The 17,523-nt window shown below is 50.7% G+C and carries 17 protein-coding genes; 11 read left to right on the top strand and 6 right to left on the bottom strand.

The window, feature by feature from the left end:
• The first annotated feature begins 83 nt into the window (after positions 1-83).
• Complete coding sequence (locus tag EVJ23_RS06470) at positions 84-746, top strand: potassium channel family protein (protein ID WP_071399517.1); 663 nt, start codon at positions 84-86, stop codon at positions 744-746.
• Positions 747-775: 29 nt separating this feature from the next.
• Here EVJ23_RS06470 and EVJ23_RS06465 read toward each other — a convergent pair whose 3' ends face one another.
• Complete coding sequence (locus EVJ23_RS06465; protein WP_071399518.1) at positions 776-1,552, bottom strand: Cof-type HAD-IIB family hydrolase; 777 nt, start codon at positions 1,550-1,552, stop codon at positions 776-778.
• A 220-nt stretch (positions 1,553-1,772) separates the two neighbouring features.
• Here EVJ23_RS06465 and rnjA point away from each other — a divergent pair, with 220 nt between their 5' ends.
• Complete coding sequence (gene rnjA, locus EVJ23_RS06460) at positions 1,773-3,440, top strand: ribonuclease J1 (RefSeq protein ID WP_070327600.1); 1,668 nt, start codon at positions 1,773-1,775, stop codon at positions 3,438-3,440.
• 61 nt (positions 3,441-3,501) lie between these two features.
• Positions 3,502-4,959, top strand: a complete 1,458-nt coding sequence (locus EVJ23_RS06455; RefSeq protein ID WP_131465381.1) for a phospholipase D family protein — start codon at positions 3,502-3,504, stop codon at positions 4,957-4,959.
• A gap of 403 nt (positions 4,960-5,362) precedes the next feature.
• On the opposite strand, the gene EVJ23_RS06450 is transcribed toward EVJ23_RS06455, so the two are convergent.
• Both EVJ23_RS06450 and def read right to left on the bottom strand, forming a co-directional pair.
• Positions 5,363-6,988, bottom strand: a complete 1,626-nt coding sequence (locus tag EVJ23_RS06450) for an alpha/beta hydrolase (protein WP_131465608.1) — start codon at positions 6,986-6,988, stop codon at positions 5,363-5,365.
• Between the two features lies 1 nt (position 6,989).
• Entirely contained in the window at positions 6,990-7,529 is a 540-nt protein-coding gene (def, locus tag EVJ23_RS06445; protein ID WP_131440389.1) for a peptide deformylase, read from the bottom strand.
• 332 nt (positions 7,530-7,861) lie between these two features.
• Here def and pdhA point away from each other — a divergent pair, with 332 nt between their 5' ends.
• From pdhA to lpdA, 4 genes are all read left to right on the top strand, one after another.
• Entirely contained in the window at positions 7,862-8,947 is a 1,086-nt protein-coding gene (gene pdhA / locus EVJ23_RS06440; RefSeq protein WP_070327597.1) for a pyruvate dehydrogenase (acetyl-transferring) E1 component subunit alpha, read from the top strand.
• Positions 8,948-8,950: 3 nt separating this feature from the next.
• Positions 8,951-9,928, top strand: a complete 978-nt coding sequence (locus tag EVJ23_RS06435; protein ID WP_070327596.1) for an alpha-ketoacid dehydrogenase subunit beta — start codon at positions 8,951-8,953, stop codon at positions 9,926-9,928.
• Positions 9,929-10,004: 76 nt separating this feature from the next.
• Positions 10,005-11,297 carry a dihydrolipoamide acetyltransferase family protein gene (locus tag EVJ23_RS06430; RefSeq protein WP_131465379.1) on the top strand — a complete coding sequence of 431 codons (1,293 nt, stop codon included), beginning with the start codon at positions 10,005-10,007 and terminating at the stop codon, positions 11,295-11,297.
• A gap of 4 nt (positions 11,298-11,301) precedes the next feature.
• Positions 11,302-12,714: a dihydrolipoyl dehydrogenase gene (gene lpdA, locus EVJ23_RS06425; RefSeq protein ID WP_070327594.1), complete on the top strand. Its 1,413-nt coding sequence runs from the start codon at positions 11,302-11,304 to the stop codon at positions 12,712-12,714.
• A 17-nt stretch (positions 12,715-12,731) separates the two neighbouring features.
• Here lpdA and aac(6') read toward each other — a convergent pair whose 3' ends face one another.
• On the bottom strand, positions 12,732-13,175 hold the full coding sequence (aac(6'), locus tag EVJ23_RS06420) for an aminoglycoside 6'-N-acetyltransferase (RefSeq protein WP_070327593.1): 444 nt from the start codon (positions 13,173-13,175) through the stop codon (positions 12,732-12,734).
• Between the two features lie 75 nt (positions 13,176-13,250).
• On the opposite strand from aac(6'), the gene EVJ23_RS06415 reads away from it, so the two are divergent.
• Positions 13,251-13,571, top strand: a complete 321-nt coding sequence (locus tag EVJ23_RS06415; RefSeq protein ID WP_070327592.1) for a DUF3055 domain-containing protein — start codon at positions 13,251-13,253, stop codon at positions 13,569-13,571.
• Positions 13,572-13,676: 105 nt separating this feature from the next.
• On the opposite strand, the gene EVJ23_RS06410 is transcribed toward EVJ23_RS06415, so the two are convergent.
• Positions 13,677-15,158 carry an aminotransferase class I/II-fold pyridoxal phosphate-dependent enzyme gene (locus tag EVJ23_RS06410; RefSeq protein WP_070327591.1) on the bottom strand — a complete coding sequence of 494 codons (1,482 nt, stop codon included), beginning with the start codon at positions 15,156-15,158 and terminating at the stop codon, positions 13,677-13,679.
• 184 nt (positions 15,159-15,342) lie between these two features.
• Between EVJ23_RS06410 and EVJ23_RS06405 the strand changes: the two genes are divergently transcribed.
• The 3 genes from EVJ23_RS06405 to EVJ23_RS06395 all read left to right on the top strand — a co-directional run bounded on the left by EVJ23_RS06405 (position 15,343) and on the right by EVJ23_RS06395 (position 17,377).
• Positions 15,343-15,609, top strand: coding sequence for a UPF0223 family protein (locus tag EVJ23_RS06405; protein ID WP_070327590.1), 267 nt, complete (start codon positions 15,343-15,345; stop codon positions 15,607-15,609).
• A 247-nt stretch (positions 15,610-15,856) separates the two neighbouring features.
• On the top strand, positions 15,857-16,045 hold the full coding sequence (locus tag EVJ23_RS06400; protein ID WP_015881266.1) for a hypothetical protein: 189 nt from the start codon (positions 15,857-15,859) through the stop codon (positions 16,043-16,045).
• A gap of 78 nt (positions 16,046-16,123) precedes the next feature.
• The gene (locus EVJ23_RS06395) at positions 16,124-17,377 is read left to right on the top strand and encodes an inositol monophosphatase family protein (protein ID WP_131465377.1); all 1,254 of its coding nucleotides are present in this window, start codon (positions 16,124-16,126) and stop codon (positions 17,375-17,377) included.
• A gap of 65 nt (positions 17,378-17,442) precedes the next feature.
• Here EVJ23_RS06395 and EVJ23_RS15420 read toward each other — a convergent pair.
• The coding region (locus EVJ23_RS15420) for an IS3 family transposase (RefSeq protein WP_131440828.1) at positions 17,443-17,523 on the bottom strand (81 nt) is incomplete at its 5' end.

The following is a 17,523-nucleotide window of genomic DNA, read 5'->3' as shown; positions in this document are numbered from 1 at the left end:
GTATAGTTTTTTTAGGGCGAATCGGTTACACTGTACGAAGAATCGGGAACAGAAACCGCTGTAGGGAAAGGGATGTTTTGAATATGACAGGTGAATTTGCAGTCATCGGCTTAGGTCGGTTTGGTGGGTCGATCGTGCGGGAGCTGTCGTCGAACGGATATGACGTGCTCGCCATCGACGTGGATGAAGAACGCGTCAATGAGTTCATGGGTCTAGCCACGCATGCGGTCATCGCCGATACGACCGATGAGAACGTCTTAAAGAGTCTTGGGATTCGTAACTTCGAACATGTGATCGTGGCAATCGGAGAAAACATTCAAGCCTCGATTTTGACGACGTTGATTTTGAAAGAGCTCGGTGTCCAAATCATCACGGTAAAAGCGACGAACGACTACCACGAAAAAGTCCTACGTCGAATCGGTGCGGATAACATCGTCCACCCGGAACGCGATATGGGCGTCCGGATCGCCAACGGATTGATGAGCCAAAGTATTTTGGACTACCTCGAACTTTCAAATGAACATTCGATCGTCGAGATCAAGGCTTCTGATAAACTATCGAATAAATCACTGATCGATTTGGACCTTCGTGCCAAATACGGAGTCAACATCGTCGCCATCCGTCGTGGTGACGACGTCTTGATTTCTCCTCAAGCCGACGAGATGATCCTGCCGGAAGATATCTTGATCATCATCGGAAAAGATACCGACCTCGACCGGCTCGAACGCTCGCTTCGGTCAAGATAAAAACGAGAGGCGCGAGCCTCTCGTTGTTTTTAGATTAGCTTCATAGTTTTTAGTCCGTACTCGATCCCGTCTTCAAGTATCGATTTCGTCACAAAGTCGGCCGCTTCTTTTGCCTCGGCTCGTCCGTTGCCCATCGCGATGCCTGTACCGACGTATCGGAGCATCGCCAAATCGTTCAACGCGTCACCGAAGGCGTATGTGTTCTCGAGGCGATAGCCGTTCGTCTCGATGAAGTGGCGAATGCCGTCCGCCTTGCTCGCCCCGCGATTGATGACGTCCATCGCATGCGGGTGCCACCGGATAAAATCGAATTCGCTATAAGCGTCGAGATAATGATGCTCTTCTTCAGGCGTGCAGTAGAGCAACGTCTGATAAACGTCCTGTTCAATGTGGAAGTTTGGCGCGTACGTCGGGATCGGCATATCGAGTTCACCGAGCGACTGTTCGACGACGTGGTCGTTCGGTTTCGTCGCGCCGCCACGGTCTTGTCCGAGATAGACGAGTGTGTGGTCAAACGTTCCCGCATGGTCCGTCAAACGGCTGAGCGCATGAGTCGGTAGCGTGTTCCGATAGACGATTTCCCCACGGTGGACGACGATTTGGCCGTTGTAGCACACCATGCTCTCGATTCCAAGTTGCTGCGGGATGTCTGAGAGCATCGCCGGGCCTCGTCCCGTCGCGATGAACGTCTCGACTCCGTTCGCACGAAGTTGTTCGATCGCCGCAATCGTCGAAGGCGGAATATACGTCCCTTCGTGGAGAAGTGTGCCGTCAATGTCAAAAAAGACTACTTTTTTATCTTCCATTCGAATCACCATGCTTTCTCTGTCTTGTTTAGGGTATTTCTATACAGAAAAGCATACCACGAAATCAAGAAACCGCCCTCAATCTGACGTCATTAGTGAAATTTTGTCACAATATGAGCTATAATGAAGAAAGAATCTTACGGAGACATAACTTTATCACGAGAATCACTTATGTATCACATAGATGAAAATCAACTAACTAGAAGTAAGGAGAGATTAAATGAAGTTTGTAAAGAACCATCAAACCGCTGTGTTCGCATTAGGCGGACTCGGAGAAATCGGGAAGAATACGTATGTCGCTCAATTTCAAGATGAGATCATTGTCATCGACGCCGGGATTATGTTCCCAGAGGATGACTTGCTTGGGATCGACTACGTCATTCCAGATTACTCATACTTGATCAAAAACAAAGAAAAAGTAAAAGGGGTGTTCATCACCCACGGTCACGAAGACCATATCGGTGGAATCCCGTTCTTGTTGAAACAAGTCAAACTGCCGATCTATGCGACAAAGCTCGCCCTCGGGTTGATCAAAGTGAAACTTGAGGAGCACGGCTTGCTTCGCGAGGCCGAATTGCATGAAATCGATGAGGATACGATCGTCAAGTTCAGAAAGACGAGTATCTCGTTCTTCCGGACGACCCACTCGATTCCGAACTCGCTCGGTGTCGTCGTCAAGACGCCACAAGGCAACATCGTCCATACCGGCGACTTCAAGTTCGACTTCACACCGGTCGGCGAGCCGGCTGATATCGCCAAAATGGCTGAGATCGGAAAAGAAGGCGTCCTTTGTCTCTTGTCAGACTCGACGAACGCAGAAATCGAAGGGTTCACGATGAGTGAAAAAGTCGTCGGCGGGACGATCAGTGAGACGTTCCGTAAAGCGGAAGGGCGCATCATCTTCGCGACGTTCGCCTCGAACATCTATCGTCTGCAACAAGTCATCGACTCTTGTGCTGAGACGGGCCGCCACTTGCTCATCTTCGGTCGCTCGATGGAAAAAGTCATGACGATCGGACAAGATCTCGGCTTTATCAACGTACCAAAAGGAATGATTATCGAGACGAACCAGATGCGCAACTTCCAACCACATGAAGTGGCGATTCTCTGTACCGGATCACAAGGTGAACCGATGGCTGCGCTCAGCCGGATTGCGAACGGGACACACCGTCAAGTTTCGATCATCCCTGGCGACACGGTCATCTTCTCATCGTCACCGATTCCTGGTAACGCCGTGTCGGTCGGTAAAACGATCAACCAACTGTACAAAGCGGGCGCTGACGTCGTCTACGGTAAACTCACGAACATCCATACGTCAGGTCACGGATCGCAACAAGAGCAGCTGCTCATGATCCGCTTGCTCAACCCGAAATTCTTCATGCCGATTCACGGAGAGTACCGCATGTTAGTGAAACATGCCGAGCTCGCGCAATCGGTCGGGATCCCGAAAGAGAACACGTTCGTAATGGACAACGGCGAAGTGCTCGCCGTCGATGCCGATTCGGCTGCCATTACAGGAAAAATTTCGGCGAACGCCGTCTATGTTGACGGAAACGGCATCGGTGACATCGGCAATATCGTCTTACGCGATCGCCGGATCTTGTCAGAAGATGGACTTGTCGTCGTCGTCATCAGCATCGACGGCAAGACGCGAAAACTCGTCTCCGGACCCGATATCATCTCGCGCGGATTCGTGTACATGCGTGAATCGGGCAGCCTAATTCGTGACGGTGAGCGCTTGCTCAAGAAGACGGTCGAACAAGGCTTATCGAACAAGCAGATGAAATGGTCAGAGATGAAGCAACTTGTCTCGGATACACTCACGCCATACTTGGCTCAAAAAACACGAAGACACCCAATGGTTCTTCCGATCATTATGGAAGTATAAACGAACGGGCTGTAGGTGACTACAGCCCGTTTTTTAGAGAATGAAAAAAGGGGCGGTGCGTATGGAACGGAAGAAGCGTAAGACAGGTTGGCTCAAGTGGGGACTTGCCGCATTTGCGATCTTATTTTTAGTCACGATGATTTATCATCAAGTAAAACCGCTGCCAGAAGGGGTGTCTCGAGCATCCGAACCGGTAAACATCTCGGATGACCAAATCGATTTTTTGTCTGATTTGACATACCAAGGAGAAGACACCGAAGTCAATGAGCAAGAGATCTTCCAAGATGTCGAGCGATCGATCCGCGAGGCCCGGGAGTATATCGTCATGGACTTTTTCTTATTCAATCCATATTCAAATGAAGATCGACCGTATCCGGACATCACGGCCCGCCTGTCGTCAGCACTCATAGAACAGATGGAGCTCTATCCGGACTTGAACGTCGTCTTGATCACAGACGAGATCAACACGACGTATAACGGTCACGCGTCTGACCATTTAGACGTGCTCAAGGAAGCCGGCGCGGAGATTGTCTACACGAACCTCGACGCGTTGCGTGACCCGAATATCTTGTACTCGACGTTGTATCGCATCGGATTCCAATGGTTCGGGGACAGCCAGAACGGTTGGCTCCCGAACCCGATGGCGAAATCGGCACCGGACATCACGATTCGTTCTTATTTACGGTTACTGAACGTGAAAGCGAACCATCGCAAAGTCATGGTGACGGAGAACGACGGGTTCGTCCTCTCGGCGAATCCGCATGACGCGTCCGGTTACCATTCAAATGTCGGCGTCCGACTCGACGGTCCGATCCTAGCTGACATTCTTGAAGGGGAAGAGGCGATCGCCCGGTTCTCGAAAGGGGACGCGAGCCGTTTCCCGAGTGAAGAAAAACTCGCCGCCTTACGTGACGAGGACTCGGACGGACCGATGCAGGTTCGTTACGTCACCGAGTCGAAAATTCAAGAAGCCGTCGTGAAAGCGATGGACGAGGCGGAAGCGGGCGAGACGATTTGGATCGGCATGTTCTATTTGGCCGATCGGAACATCATCCAAGCAATCCACGATGCCGCCGAGCGCGGCGTGTTCGTCAAGCTCATCCTTGACCCGAACACGAACGCGTTCGGGCGTGATAAGTCGGGTCTCCCGAACTTGCCGGTCACGGCTGAGCTCATCGAAGTCAACCCGGAACAGATCGAGGTCCGTTGGTACGAAGTCGGGAAAGAACAATATCATCCGAAGATGCTCTACGTCGAAGGCGAGCAGCGTGTCGTCGTGATGGGGTCTGGCAACTATACGACCCGGAATATGAACGACTATAACCTCGAGGCGGACGTCGAAGTGACGACTGCGACCGAGACCGAGTTCATGCGCGAAGTCGATAGCTATTTCAAACGGCTTTGGAACAACGAGGACGGGACGTACACCGTCGCTTATGATGAGATTCAGACCGACTTGCCGATCGGTAAGTACTTGCTCTACTGGTTACAGAAGTTGACGTGGACGATGACCTACTGACCTAAAAACAAGCCCGTCCTCGTCAGAGGGCGGGCTTCAGCTTGTTGACTAACATGATTGCTATGGCTCGTCCTTTCGGCGCCCACGCTTTCCGCAGGCAATCCCGGAGCCGCATCGCGACTCGCGTCGCTGCTGGGTCTCCGTTGGATTGCTATCCTGCAGGAGTCGCGGCGCCATCGGACGAGCAACGCACACGGTCCCATCTGGCGGCGGTCACCGCACAAAACATGAAGAAGCTGACTAGTTTATTGGCCTGGAGAGACCGTATACATACCATTTTTTCAATCTTGTGCCGGGCAGAGTGACTCGAGGTCATCGAACATAAAAAAGACGAACCAATTCGCGAAAAGCGAATTGGTTCGTCAACAGCCTAAGCCCGTCCTCATCAGAGGACGGGCTTGTTTTATTGCGTTTCGACTGGATTGAACTCATTTGAATACTCGTATAAGAACTCGCCCGTCTCACGGAGCACGTCCGTCTTCCGATGAAGTGAGAAGTGATCGTATGGGACGGTCTCGGTACCGATATTGTTCGTGTATTCCTCGAGCAAGAGCGAGCTCGACGGTTCGATCAAGTTGAACTCGCCGCCTCGTCCTGAGAACGAATACACTTGGACGGAGCGGGGCCACGTCTCAAGCTTGGCCTGGAACGACTTGAGCCCATCAGAACTCGGCGACAAGTCGCGGATGGCCGGACTGCCCGTGTTCACACCGAAGTTGCTGGCGGATAAACCGAAGTTGGCGAGGCGCGTCCCGGCGAACGGGCTATCAAACGTAACGAGCTTATCGACGATATACTCGTCTTGGTTCAAAATGTAGTTGGCTGCGGCGACACCGCCCATACTGTGACCAATTACATACATGCGGTCGAATGAACGGTTTCGTTCCGCTTTGTACTCTTCGATGGCGAGGTTCAACCATTTCGTCTGGTTGTTCAAGGACGCTTCAGCATCCTCATATTCAATCCGGACGATCGGTCGGTTCGAACTGTAATCATTGATGACGCAGTCGACCGCTCCTTTCGCTGTCACCGTACAAAGCGCACCGTCTTTGGCAAGTCCGCGCTGCTCCATGTATTGGGAGAAGCGGAGGAACGTCCGGTCGGTCCCGAGCAGGCCGTGGACGGCGAACGTCGGGATGAACTCATCGGTTTGAGCGGCTTGACGGATGGCTTCGACTTTTCGATCGTTCGTCAGTTCTTCACGTACGGTCACGATAATGATGGCTAACGCTAACAGGATGATCAACATACCGAGCACGCGCGAACGGATTGATGTCCGGTCGGGGTTTCCGACATTTTTCCTAGATCTCCGCCAAACGAAGAAAGCAGTCACACTAGCAATGAGGGCAACGACGATCGTGATGATCCACGCTTTGACGTTCGGTACGTGCGCGACAAGCATCATATTGTTTTGGCGTCCGCCGTACACTTGCCACTCGACTTGTTTCATCGAACGAGGGTCAAGGCCGGTCCCGTCCTCGACGAACACACCGGTCGGTACCGTCAAATTGAAACGGATGTCGGCTTGGCGGATGTAACGCTCGGCGAGTTCTTTCGGGGAACCGCTCAAGTTGACACCAGGCAAGTCGACGCGATCGAGACGTAAATCCAAGTTCGTCTTCAATACGTATGAATCGAACCAAATGCCGTCTTCCTTTTGAACGTCAAATTCCACGTCGGGGGGAACGAGGACACCGGCCGGTCCGGTCTTCCATTCCTGTTTAATGTTTTGCAGCTCATCGACGTTTTTGAACGTCTTCTTTAACACCATACCTTCGTAATCGTCTTCGCTCGAATAGTCTCGAGTCGCATAGCCGTTATCGTTCGCTTGTTGTTTCCACGTTTCCCAGTCGAGCCGTAAGTTTAATAGCTTCATGACCGGGTGATCGCGGAACGCATACGTCGTCTCGAGCGTGACAGACTGATCGTAGTGGACGGTGGCGTCATATTCGATCCGGACGCATCCACCGATTAAAAGAAACAAGAATGGGAATAGGAACAACAGTGTCTTTTTTTTCACGCTCGTCACCTCAGATCGGTTCACCGTATGTTTCTAGCGGATTGGTCGTATTAATGCGGTCATAAAACAGGACGCCGTCCAAGTGGTCGAGTTCGTGTTGGCAGACGATGGCTCGCATCCCGCGAAGACGTAACTTGATCGGATTGCCGTCACGGTCAAATCCTTCGAGGGTGATGCGACGGTGACGGGGTACGTTGCCTTTGACGATGCGATCGACAGACAAGCAGCCTTCACCGCCGTTCAAATACGTCTGTTCGAGCGAGTGACTCGTGATTTTCGGATTGAAGATCGACAGCTTGAACGTCTCTTCTTCCTCTTTTAGCAGGACGGTGAAGAACCGTCGATTGACACCGAGTTGTGGTGCGGCAATTCCGACTCCGCCGCGAAGCTCATATTTCTCACTGATCTCAGGGTCTTGGCTGTTGACGAGGAACGTTTCCATCTCGTCGAGCAGGGCGAGGTCTTCTGCCGTAGGTGGAAGCGAGACTTCACTTGAACGGTTACGGAGCCGCTCATCTCCTTCACGAATCACGTCTTTCATTGTTAACATGGGTAAACTTCCTTTCCAATTGCGATATGTCCAATTATATCATATTTAATGAGCGAATCGCTCAGATGGTACAGAAGGTGAAATGAAAATGATACAGAGCGTAAAACATTCGAAAAATGTGTTCATGTAAGCGTTTTTATGGAGTGAGCATATTTTTTGCGTTATTGTAACAACCCGTTTTATACTGACAAGGAAACGGCAGGAGAAGTCATACTTTCCTGAATCACGTTAATACAGATTGCTTTTTTGGACAGATACACTTAAGATTTGAGGTAGTGTTTGATCACAAAAAAAGACAATTGTCTCATAGTTGAAAGGATGAGGTGAAACGAATGAACAACGTTCAGGTACTTCAAAACGTGGAAGAAAACTTCCAAACGTTCCGTATTCTCGACGAGAAGGGCGAGGTCGTCAACCAAGACGCAATGCCAGATGTAACGGACGAGCAACTTCAGGAGCTTATGCGCCGCATGGTCTATACTCGAATTTGGGATCAGCGTGCCATCTCGCTTAACCGTCAAGGACGCCTAGGTTTCTACGCGCCAGTGGCAGGGCAAGAAGCAACGATGATCGGGACGCAATACGCGCTCGACAAGCAAGACTGGATTCTTCCGGGTTACCGCGATATCCCGCAACTCGTATTCCACGGACTTCCGCTTTATCAAGCGTTCTTGTTCTCACGTGGTCACGTGGCAGGAAACCGCATCCCAGAAGACGTTAACGTCTTAATGCCACAAATCATTATCGGTGCACAAATCATTCAAACAGCGGGTGTGGCCATGGGCCTCAAACGCAACGGCAACACGAACGTCGCCATTACTTACACGGGTGACGGCGGATCGTCACAAGGTGACTTCTACGAAGGTATGAACTTCGCAGGTGCATTCAAATCACCAGCTATCTTCGTCGTTCAAAACAACCGCTTCGCAATCTCGACACCTGTTGAGAAGCAGACGGCAGCTAAAACGATCGCGCAAAAAGCTGTAGCAGCGGGCATCAACGGAATCCAAGTTGACGGTATGGACGTACTTGCTGTCTTCGCCGCAACACAACAAGCGCGTAAAGACGCACTTGATGGGACACCGACGCTCATCGAAGCACTCACATACCGTTACGGACCACATACGCTCGCTGGGGATGACCCAACACGTTACCGTACGAAAGAACTCGATTCAGAGTACCAAGAAAAAGATCCACTCGTACGTTTCCGTCTTTTCCTCGAAGGCAAAAAGCTTTGGAGCGAAGACATGGAGAACGAAGTGATCGAACAAGCGAAAGCAGACGTGAAAGAAGCGATCAGCCTCGCGGACAAAGAACCAAAACAAAAAGTTTCGGACTTCATCAACAACATGTTCGAAACACTCCCTTCAAACTTGAAAGAGCAGCTTGAAGAATATACAGCAAAGGAGTCGAAGTAAGTTATGGCTCAAATGACAATGATCCAAGCGATTACTGATGCGATGCGCGTTGAAATGAAGCGCGACGAGAAAGTACTTCTTTTCGGAGAAGACGTTGGTAAAAACGGTGGGGTCTTCCGTGCAACGGAAGGTCTCCAAGACGAGTTAGGCGAAGACCGCGTCTTCGATACGCCACTCGCTGAGTCTGGTATCGGCGGTCTCGCGATCGGTCTTGCACTCACAGGCTTCCGTCCAATCATGGAAGTTCAATTCTTCGGATTCGTATTCGAAGTATTTGACTCAGTTGCTGCCCAAATGGCACGTATGCGTTACCGTTCAGGCGGCGCTTACAGCCAGCCGGTTACAATCCGTTCACCGTTCGGTGGCGGCGTTAAAACACCAGAACTTCATGCGGACAGCCTTGAAGGATTGATGGCTCAGACACCTGGTCTTAAAGTCGTCATCCCGTCAACACCGTATGATGCAAAAGGTCTTTTGATCGCGTCAATCCGTGACAACGACCCAGTCGTATTCCTCGAGCACATGAAACTTTACCGTTCGTTCCGTGGCGAAGTACCAGAAGGCGACTACACGATCGAGCTTGGAAAAGCAGACGTGAAACGCGAAGGTACTGACGTTTCGATCATCACATACGGTGCGATGGTTCATACTTCACTCAAAGCAGCTGAAGAACTCGAAAAAGAAAACATCAACGTCGAAGTAATCGACCTCATGACAATCAGCCCGCTTGATATCGACACAATCGTCGAGTCAGTTAAAAAGACTGGCCGCGCGATCGTCGTTCAAGAGGCACAGCGTCAAGCAGGGATTGCGGCGAACGTCGTAACTGAAATTCAAGAACGCGCGATTCTTCACCTCGAAGCACCAGTGCTTCGTGTAACTGCACCAGACACGGTCTTCGCTTTCGCACAAGGTGAAGATGCATGGTTACCTGACCATAAAGATGTCGTTGCAAAAGTTAAAGAAGTTATCAACTTCTGATCGTGTTCATTTAACGATGAGGGAGAATTGTCTCCCTTGTCGTGTTTACATGATTATTCGATAGGAGGAAAAACCAGTGGCAGTATTTGAATTTAAATTACCAGACATCGGTGAAGGAATTCACGAAGGTGAGATCGTCAAGTGGTTCGTCAAAGCAGGGGATACAGTGAAAGAGGATGACATCCTCCTCGAAGTTCAAAACGACAAAGCCGTCGTTGAGATTCCTGCTCCGGTCGACGGAACAGTCAAGGAAGTTAAAGTCTCTGAAGGAACAGTTGCCATCGTCGGCGACGTCCTCATCACGTTCGATATCGAAGGTGACGCACCAGCCGGTGAAGAAGAGGCAGCTCCTGAACAGCCAAAAGCTGAAGAGAAGACAGAAGAGGTTCAAGAAGACGTGAAAGAAGACGGTCCACGTGAAGTTCAACTTCACAAGTCTGAGCGTGTCATCGCCATGCCTTCGATTCGCAAGTACGCTCGTGAAAAAGGCGTCGACATCCGTGAAGTCAAAGGAACTGGCGACAACGGTCGCGTTCTTAAAGAAGACATCGACGCGTTCGCAAACGGTGAAGCACCGACAGCGGAAGCTACAACAGAGAAAACAGAATCTGTAGCGACGGCCTCGGCTGCGAAGACGGAAATCAAGCCTTACGAGTCAGCTACACCTGAACTCGAAACGCGCGAGAAAATCCGTGGTATCCGTAAAGCGATCTCGAAAGCGATGGTCAACTCGAAACATACGGCTCCGCACGTAACACTCATGGACGAAGTCGATGTCACGAAACTTGTCGCACTCCGTAAAGAGTTCAAACAAGTCGCGGCTGACCAAGGCGTGAAACTCACGTACTTGCCATTCGTCGTCAAAGCATTGACAGCGGCAGCGAAAGCTTACCCAACAATCAACGCGTCAATCGACGATGTAAACGAAGAAATCGTCTACAAAAACTATTACAACATCGGTATCGCAGCTGACACGGATAACGGCCTCGTCGTTCCTGTCGTCAAAGATGCGGACCGTAAATCAGTCTACGCACTTGCAAACAACATCAATGAGCTTGCTGGCAAAGCCCGTGAAGGCAAACTTGCTGGGGACGACATGAAAGGCGGATCGATCACAATCACGAACATCGGTTCAGCTGGTGGACAATGGTTCACACCTGTCATCAACCACCCGGAAGTTGCAATTCTCGGTATTGGCCGCATTGCTGAAAAAGCTGTCGTCAAAGACGGAGAGATTGTCGCAGCACCAGTGCTCGCACTTTCATTCAGCTTTGACCACCGTCTCATCGATGGTGCGACTGCTCAAAACGCGCTCAACATGGTCAAACGCTTGCTTCAAGATCCAGCACTTCTAATGATGGAGGGATAATAACATGGTAGTAGGAGAATTCGCACAAGAAACTGATTTACTTGTCATCGGCGCAGGTCCTGGTGGATACGTCGCAGCAATCCGCGGCGCACAACTCGGACTCAAAGTTACAATCGTTGAAAAAGGCAACTTTGGCGGTGTCTGCTTGAACGTCGGTTGTATCCCATCAAAAGCGTTGATCACGGCTGGGCACAACTTCCAGCACGCTAAAGGTCACTCGTCAATGGGAATCACATCTGACAACGTGTCAGTTGACTTCACGAAAGTCCAAGACTGGAAACAGTCGGTCGTCAACAAATTGACTGGCGGCGTCAAAGGTCTTTTGAAAGGCAACAAGATCGAGATCGTTCAAGGTGAAGCGTTCTTCGCAGCTGAAGACACAGTTCGTGTCATCACAGAAGATAGCTCAACTCCTTACAAGTTCAAGAAAGCGATCATCGCGACTGGTTCGACACCAATCGAGATCCCATCGTTCAAATGGTCAAAACGCGTTCTTTCTTCAACTGGCGCATTGGCTCTTCCAGAAGTTCCGAAAAAGCTCGTCGTCATCGGTGGCGGCTACATCGGAATGGAACTTGGGACAGCGTATGCGAACTTCGATACTGAAGTCGTAGTCGTTGAAGGCGCAAGCGACATCTTGTCTGGCTTCGAGCCACAAATGACGCAAATCGTCAAAAAGAAACTCAAACAAAAAGGCAACGTCACGATCCACACGAACGCTCTTGCAAAAGGCGTCGAGGAAACGGAAGACGGCGTTATCGTGAAGTTTGAAGTGAACGGCGAAGAACAGACTGTTGAAGCGGACTACGTCCTCGTCACAGTCGGACGCCGTCCGAACACTGGCGACATCGGCCTCGAGAATGCTGAAGTTAAAATCAGCGACCGCGGCATCATCGAGATCGACGACCAGTGCAAGACGTCGAACGAAAATATTTTTGCAATCGGCGACATCGTACCAGGACCACCGCTCGCACACAAAGCTTCTTACGAAGCAAAAGTTGCAGCGGAGGCAGCTGCAGGTAAGCCGGCTTACCTCGACTACTCAGCAATCCCAGCGGTCGTCTTCACTGACCCTGAACTTGCGACAGTTGGTTACACAGAACCGCTCGCTAAAGAAGAAGGACTCGATTTCACAGTATCGAAATTCCCATTCGCAGCGAACGGTCGTGCCCTCGCTCTCGACGAGCCAGACGGCTTCATGAAGCTCATCACGCGTAAAGAGGACGGTCTTTTGATCGGTGCTCAAATCGCGGGTACAGGCGCTTCTGATATGATTGCCGAGCTTGGTCTCGCCATCGAAGCAGGCATGACAGCTGAAGATATCGCGCTCACAATCCACGCTCACCCATCACTCGGTGAGATGGCAATGGAAGCGGCAGAAATCGCAATGGGTATGCCAATCCACGTCGTTAAGTAATACAAAAAACTCTCTCGCTACTCGCGGGAGAGTTTTTTGATGTAGTGGACGGTCCGTTCGACTTCATCGAAACCGATTCGAGCATGAAAACGTTGGCTCCCCTCATTGTCAAGCTCCGTATCGGAAGCGAGTTCGTCACAGCCTTTCGACCGAGCGTATGATGCGGCAGCTTCGACGAGCCGGGTCGCCACATCCTGCCCGCGTACGGATTCGTCAACGTATATCCCTTCTAAGAACGCAGTCGGAGAAGAGACGGCGCCGGGAACATAGTCATGTCTGAAACTGAGCTGGCAAAACCCGACTGCCGTGTTGTCGGTCGCCAAAAAATAATGCATCTTGCCGGAACGCAATCCGAGACGAAGCTCGGCCGTCAACTCGATCAACGGGGCGTCGGGCCAGAGCGCTTGCATGAGCGTCAATAGTGCGGCTTCGTCGCGCGCGCTTGCTTTTCGAATGTTCATGAGTCATCCTCCCTAGGTTTCACAAGTTCAGTATAAAGGAAAATAACATATGAAGTCAGAAAGGAGGGAATGATCATGGCGTTTGATGAGGAGCTATTATATACCGTTTCCGAGACGAGCCGCGTTCGGTTTACCGGCATCGAAACCGAGACGTCTCGTTATGATTTCGGATTTGTCTATACGCACCAGTTCATGGGGAAAGTACTCGTCGTCTGCATGCAGACCGGACAGTCAGCCCTTCTCGATATGCATGCGCTCGAAGAACCGAGACAGCTTTATCCGATGCTCGGAATCAATCTGTATGACACCGATCATGTTGCTGAATTTTTGCGTCTTTGTCTCGAGGAAGGGACGAAAGATGAAAAAACTTCAGAATCACCTCTTGAAAAAATGTAAGCGTTTTCTTATAATGGGTAGTAGGGGAAGCAATTCGATCATCATAAGCATCTTTTCTTCTGATGACACAAAGCGAGCCGGTCAATTTGACCGGCTCGCTTTCGTTTAGCGGATTGCTTTCGTTTGTTGGATGACTTTAATCATTTGAAGCGACTCGTCTTCAAGACCTTGAACCGGTAAACCAGCTTCGATATTGGCCGTGATGTATTCGAGTGTCGATGCCGTGATCAATTCTCCAGGAATGATGATAGGAATCCCTGGTGGATACACCATGATGAACTCAGCCGAAATTCGTCCGACAGCGTTCTCGAGGGGAATCGTTTCCGTCTCTTCGTAGAACGCGTCTCGTGGGCTGAGCGCGAGTGGTGGGATCTCGGGGAGCATGATCGATAAAGAATCGTTCCCAGACTGCTTATACACCGATACGACATCGTGCATCGCATCGATAAGTGCTTGAATCGTCGACTCATCGTCGGCACTCGTCACGATGAAGAGGACGTTCAACAAATCGGACATCTCGACTTCGATGCGGTGATGTTCGCGCAAATATTTCTCGATTTCAAATCCGGTAATTCCAAGCTCACGAACCGATACGAGTACTTTCGTCTCATCTAAGGCGTACGTCGACTCAGAATGGAGCTCAGAGTGGCCGTAGACCGATAAATGCGGCATGTTGTTGATGGCGACGCGTGCCATTCGTGAGAGCGTGAGGGCGCGTTCGTTCATGGCCTCACCTTTTGTCGCCAATTGGCGCCGGGCTGCGTCGAGCGAGGCGAGAAGTAGGTAGGACGTCGACGTCGTCGTAATCATCGAGAGCATCGCGTGGATCCGCTCTGGAGAGACAAGACCGCGGCGTACGTTCAAAATCGAGCTACCTGTCATCGAGCCGCCGAGCTTATGCACGCTCGTCGCAGCGACGTCTGCGCCCGCTTGCATCGCCGACAGAGGGAGCTCGTCGTGGAATGGCAAGTGGACACCGTGCGCTTCGTCAACGAGTACAGGGACGTCCTGAGCGTGAGCAACGGCGACGATGCGTTCGAGGTCACCAGCGACACCGAAGTACGTCGGGTTGATGACGAGGACGGCTTTCGTGTCAGGATGCAGCTCGAGCGCGCGCTCGACAGCGCTTGCCGTGATGCCGTGGGCGATCCCGTACGTCTCATCATATTCAGGATGAATGAATACAGGATGGGCTCCGGTCAAGACGAGCGCTGACATGACGGATTTATGCACGTTACGCGGGACGATAATTTTTTCGTTCGGCCCGACGACGCCCATGATCATCGCCATGATGGCGCTCGATGTACCTTGGACCGAGAAAAATGTCTCATCAGCACGGAACGCTTCAGCAGCGAGACGCTCGGCTTCAGCAATCGAAGCTTTCGGATGATGCAAGTCATCAAGTGGAGCGATGTTGATCAAATCGATTTTTAAAGCATTTTCGCCGATGAAGTCACGAAATTCGGGATCCATTCCTTTTCCGCCTTTATGACCGGGAATATGGAACGCAATCGGATTTGTATTGACGTGTTTGAGCAACGTCTCAAATAGCGGCGTGTCGAGCTGTGTAGACCCTTTAATTTTCAATAGTAAGCCCTCCTTGAAATCAGCGTTTGTATGGGATCGGTCGTTTACGTATACTAAGTTTCTTTACCCGGTGAATGATTGGTCTGCTATGCAGAAAAACGATGCAACAAAAAAACTATAGAGATTTCCAAGTCAACTTGCAATAGTTTTTTTTGTTGATACAATGGTTGTCGAGGTGAAGAATATGCAAATCAACTATCCAATCAATCCGGACTGGACGACGGAAGAACTGATCGAAGTCGTCGAGTTCTATAATCAAGTCGCACTCGCCAACGAAGGCGGCGTCGATCGGGAAGAATTTTTAGCAACGTATCGGTCGTTCAAACAAATCGTGACATCAAAATCAGAAGAGAAGCAACTGAGCGCTGTCCACGATGAGCAGACCGGATACTCTACCTATCGTACGGTCCAAGCGGCCTTGAAATCAAATACTAAGATTATCAGGTTGTAACAAATGAATTGCAGGAACCGACGAATCTGTCGGTTGCTGCTTTTTTTAGTTAATACCTTAAGAAATAGGGTACATATCACTAACGGTTATTTAAGGTTTAGGACCGGTTGAAGTGGGAATATATCCACTAAGATAAAAAATTCAAAATAGTCAGACAATTCTCTTTCTTTTTTGAATCTCATCTGATATACTCAATTCAACTTACTAAACCGTAACTTGTAGCCCAACAAAAGGAGTGTGGCATCTCATGAAACAAGTGATTGAGGCATTCAAAAGAAAAGACGCAGAAAAACGGATTCCGGTGCTGCGCCTAGAGATTGATTATGAATTGGCAACACTCTTCGATGCAATGGCGTCACAAGACGATGCCACTGTCCAGGCTAGCAAGCATCGGTTAGAGAAATACCGCCAAGAACTTTTGCGTCTCGAAGCCTGACCCACAACCGCTCATTCAACCAGTATTCCACGCGAATACTGGTTTTTGTTTGCTATAATACATAGAGAGGTGATAAATATGTTGGAATGGTTTGCGATTGATCTAATCAAACAAGCAGGGGAATATATCCGCCTTCAAATTGATGAAAGCTATCGGATCGAGCGGAAGACGGGCAAAGGGGACTTGGTCACTGAAATCGATCGAGCGGTCGAACAACTGATCGTCGACCGCATCCGAGCGGCGTATCCGGAGCATCAGATCGTCGGAGAAGAAGGCATCTCGACACAGCCTGACAAGTTGACAGGGACGGTTTGGTTTGTCGATCCGATCGACGGGACGCTCAATTTTATTCATCAAAAGCGGATGTTCGCCATCTCGATCGCGATTATGGTCGATGAGGTCGTCGAGTATGGATTTGTCTATGATGTGATGGCTGACGAGCTGTTCGTGGCACGACGTGGTTATGGGGCGACGCTCAACGGACGGAAGTTGCCGCAGCTTCATGAACATCACGTCCGTGACGCATTTTTGAGTATGAATGCGACGTGGGTGACCCCGAACCAACAGATTGCGCCGGAAGTGTTGGCACCGATCGTCCGCGACTCTGTCGGGACACGAGCGCACGGGGCCGCCTCACTCGAACTGGCTTGGGTTGCGGCCGGACGGGTCGACGGCTATATCACGATGCGCAATATGCCGTGGGATTACGCGGCCGGAAAACTTCTCGTCGAAGAAGTCGGGGGACGCGTCGTCTCCTTATACGGTGAACCCGTCAGCTATAAAGGGAAGACATCGGTCCTCGGCGGGAGCGAGACGTTCGTCAAGGACGTCATCAAGCATTACGTCATCGCCAAAAACGTGGCGCCTGAAGTGAGGCCAGACCTTGTGATTGAACCGAACAAAACGTACGATCGCGTGCGCGATTTGCTCGTCTTGGCGAATCCGAACGAGGCGATGGTGCAAGTGCAATATGAGACGGGATCGACGTTTGAGGCTTTACTCGGCGGTGAACTCGTCGGGGCGTATATGCTTGTCCGTCGCAGTGCGGAATCTGTCGAACTCGTCAACATCGCTGTCAAACCGGACCGTCAAAACCAGACGATCGGGCAACGGATGCTCCAAGACGCCATCCGTCGGGCGGCTAGCGGAAGTGCGAGCGAACTGCTCGTCTGCACGGGCAACTCAAGCATCGTCCAGTTGCGCTTCTATCAACAAGCCGGATTCCGTTTTGCTTCGGTCGAACGCGATTATTTTCCGAACCATGGCTACGAGGCGATCGAAGAAGATGGACTCGTGTTGCGAGACCGCATCTGTTTGACGCGAGAATTATAAAACAAGGCCCAAGGCGCTCTGAACTGCTCCCCGTCAAGTAGACAGGGTAAATAATGAAAACCAGCCTAGGCGGCTTGAGCCCTGTATTCGACAGGGCTCAAGCCGTTTAGTCGTTTCTGGAGACGATCATGGTTGTAGAACGATAT

Source organism: Exiguobacterium sp. SH1S1 (genome assembly GCF_004337245.1).
In the GTDB taxonomy this organism is placed as follows: domain Bacteria; phylum Bacillota; class Bacilli; order Exiguobacteriales; family Exiguobacteriaceae; genus Exiguobacterium; species Exiguobacterium aurantiacum_A.
This window is presented reverse-complemented; position numbering and strand designations above follow the sequence as displayed.

What these genes read in the sequence shown, in the direction of transcription:
- rnjA (WP_070327600.1), top strand. Translation starts at nt 1,773, where the DNA reads ATGAAGTTTGTAAAGAACCATCAAACCGCTGTGTTCGCATTAGGCGGA.
- EVJ23_RS06405 (WP_070327590.1), top strand. Translation starts at nt 15,343, where the DNA reads ATGCAAATCAACTATCCAATCAATCCGGACTGGACGACGGAAGAACTG.
- EVJ23_RS06455 (WP_131465381.1), top strand. Translation starts at nt 3,502, where the DNA reads ATGGAACGGAAGAAGCGTAAGACAGGTTGGCTCAAGTGGGGACTTGCC.
- EVJ23_RS06415 (WP_070327592.1), top strand. Translation starts at nt 13,251, where the DNA reads ATGGCGTTTGATGAGGAGCTATTATATACCGTTTCCGAGACGAGCCGC.
- EVJ23_RS06465 (WP_071399518.1), bottom strand. Translation starts at nt 1,552, where the DNA reads ATGGAAGATAAAAAAGTAGTCTTTTTTGACATTGACGGCACACTTCTC.
- def (WP_131440389.1), bottom strand. Translation starts at nt 7,529, where the DNA reads ATGTTAACAATGAAAGACGTGATTCGTGAAGGAGATGAGCGGCTCCGT.
- EVJ23_RS06400 (WP_015881266.1), top strand. Translation starts at nt 15,857, where the DNA reads ATGAAACAAGTGATTGAGGCATTCAAAAGAAAAGACGCAGAAAAACGG.
- lpdA (WP_070327594.1), top strand. Translation starts at nt 11,302, where the DNA reads ATGGTAGTAGGAGAATTCGCACAAGAAACTGATTTACTTGTCATCGGC.
- EVJ23_RS06435 (WP_070327596.1), top strand. Translation starts at nt 8,951, where the DNA reads ATGGCTCAAATGACAATGATCCAAGCGATTACTGATGCGATGCGCGTT.
- EVJ23_RS06395 (WP_131465377.1), top strand. Translation starts at nt 16,124, where the DNA reads ATGTTGGAATGGTTTGCGATTGATCTAATCAAACAAGCAGGGGAATAT.
- EVJ23_RS06470 (WP_071399517.1), top strand. Translation starts at nt 84, where the DNA reads ATGACAGGTGAATTTGCAGTCATCGGCTTAGGTCGGTTTGGTGGGTCG.
- pdhA (WP_070327597.1), top strand. Translation starts at nt 7,862, where the DNA reads ATGAACAACGTTCAGGTACTTCAAAACGTGGAAGAAAACTTCCAAACG.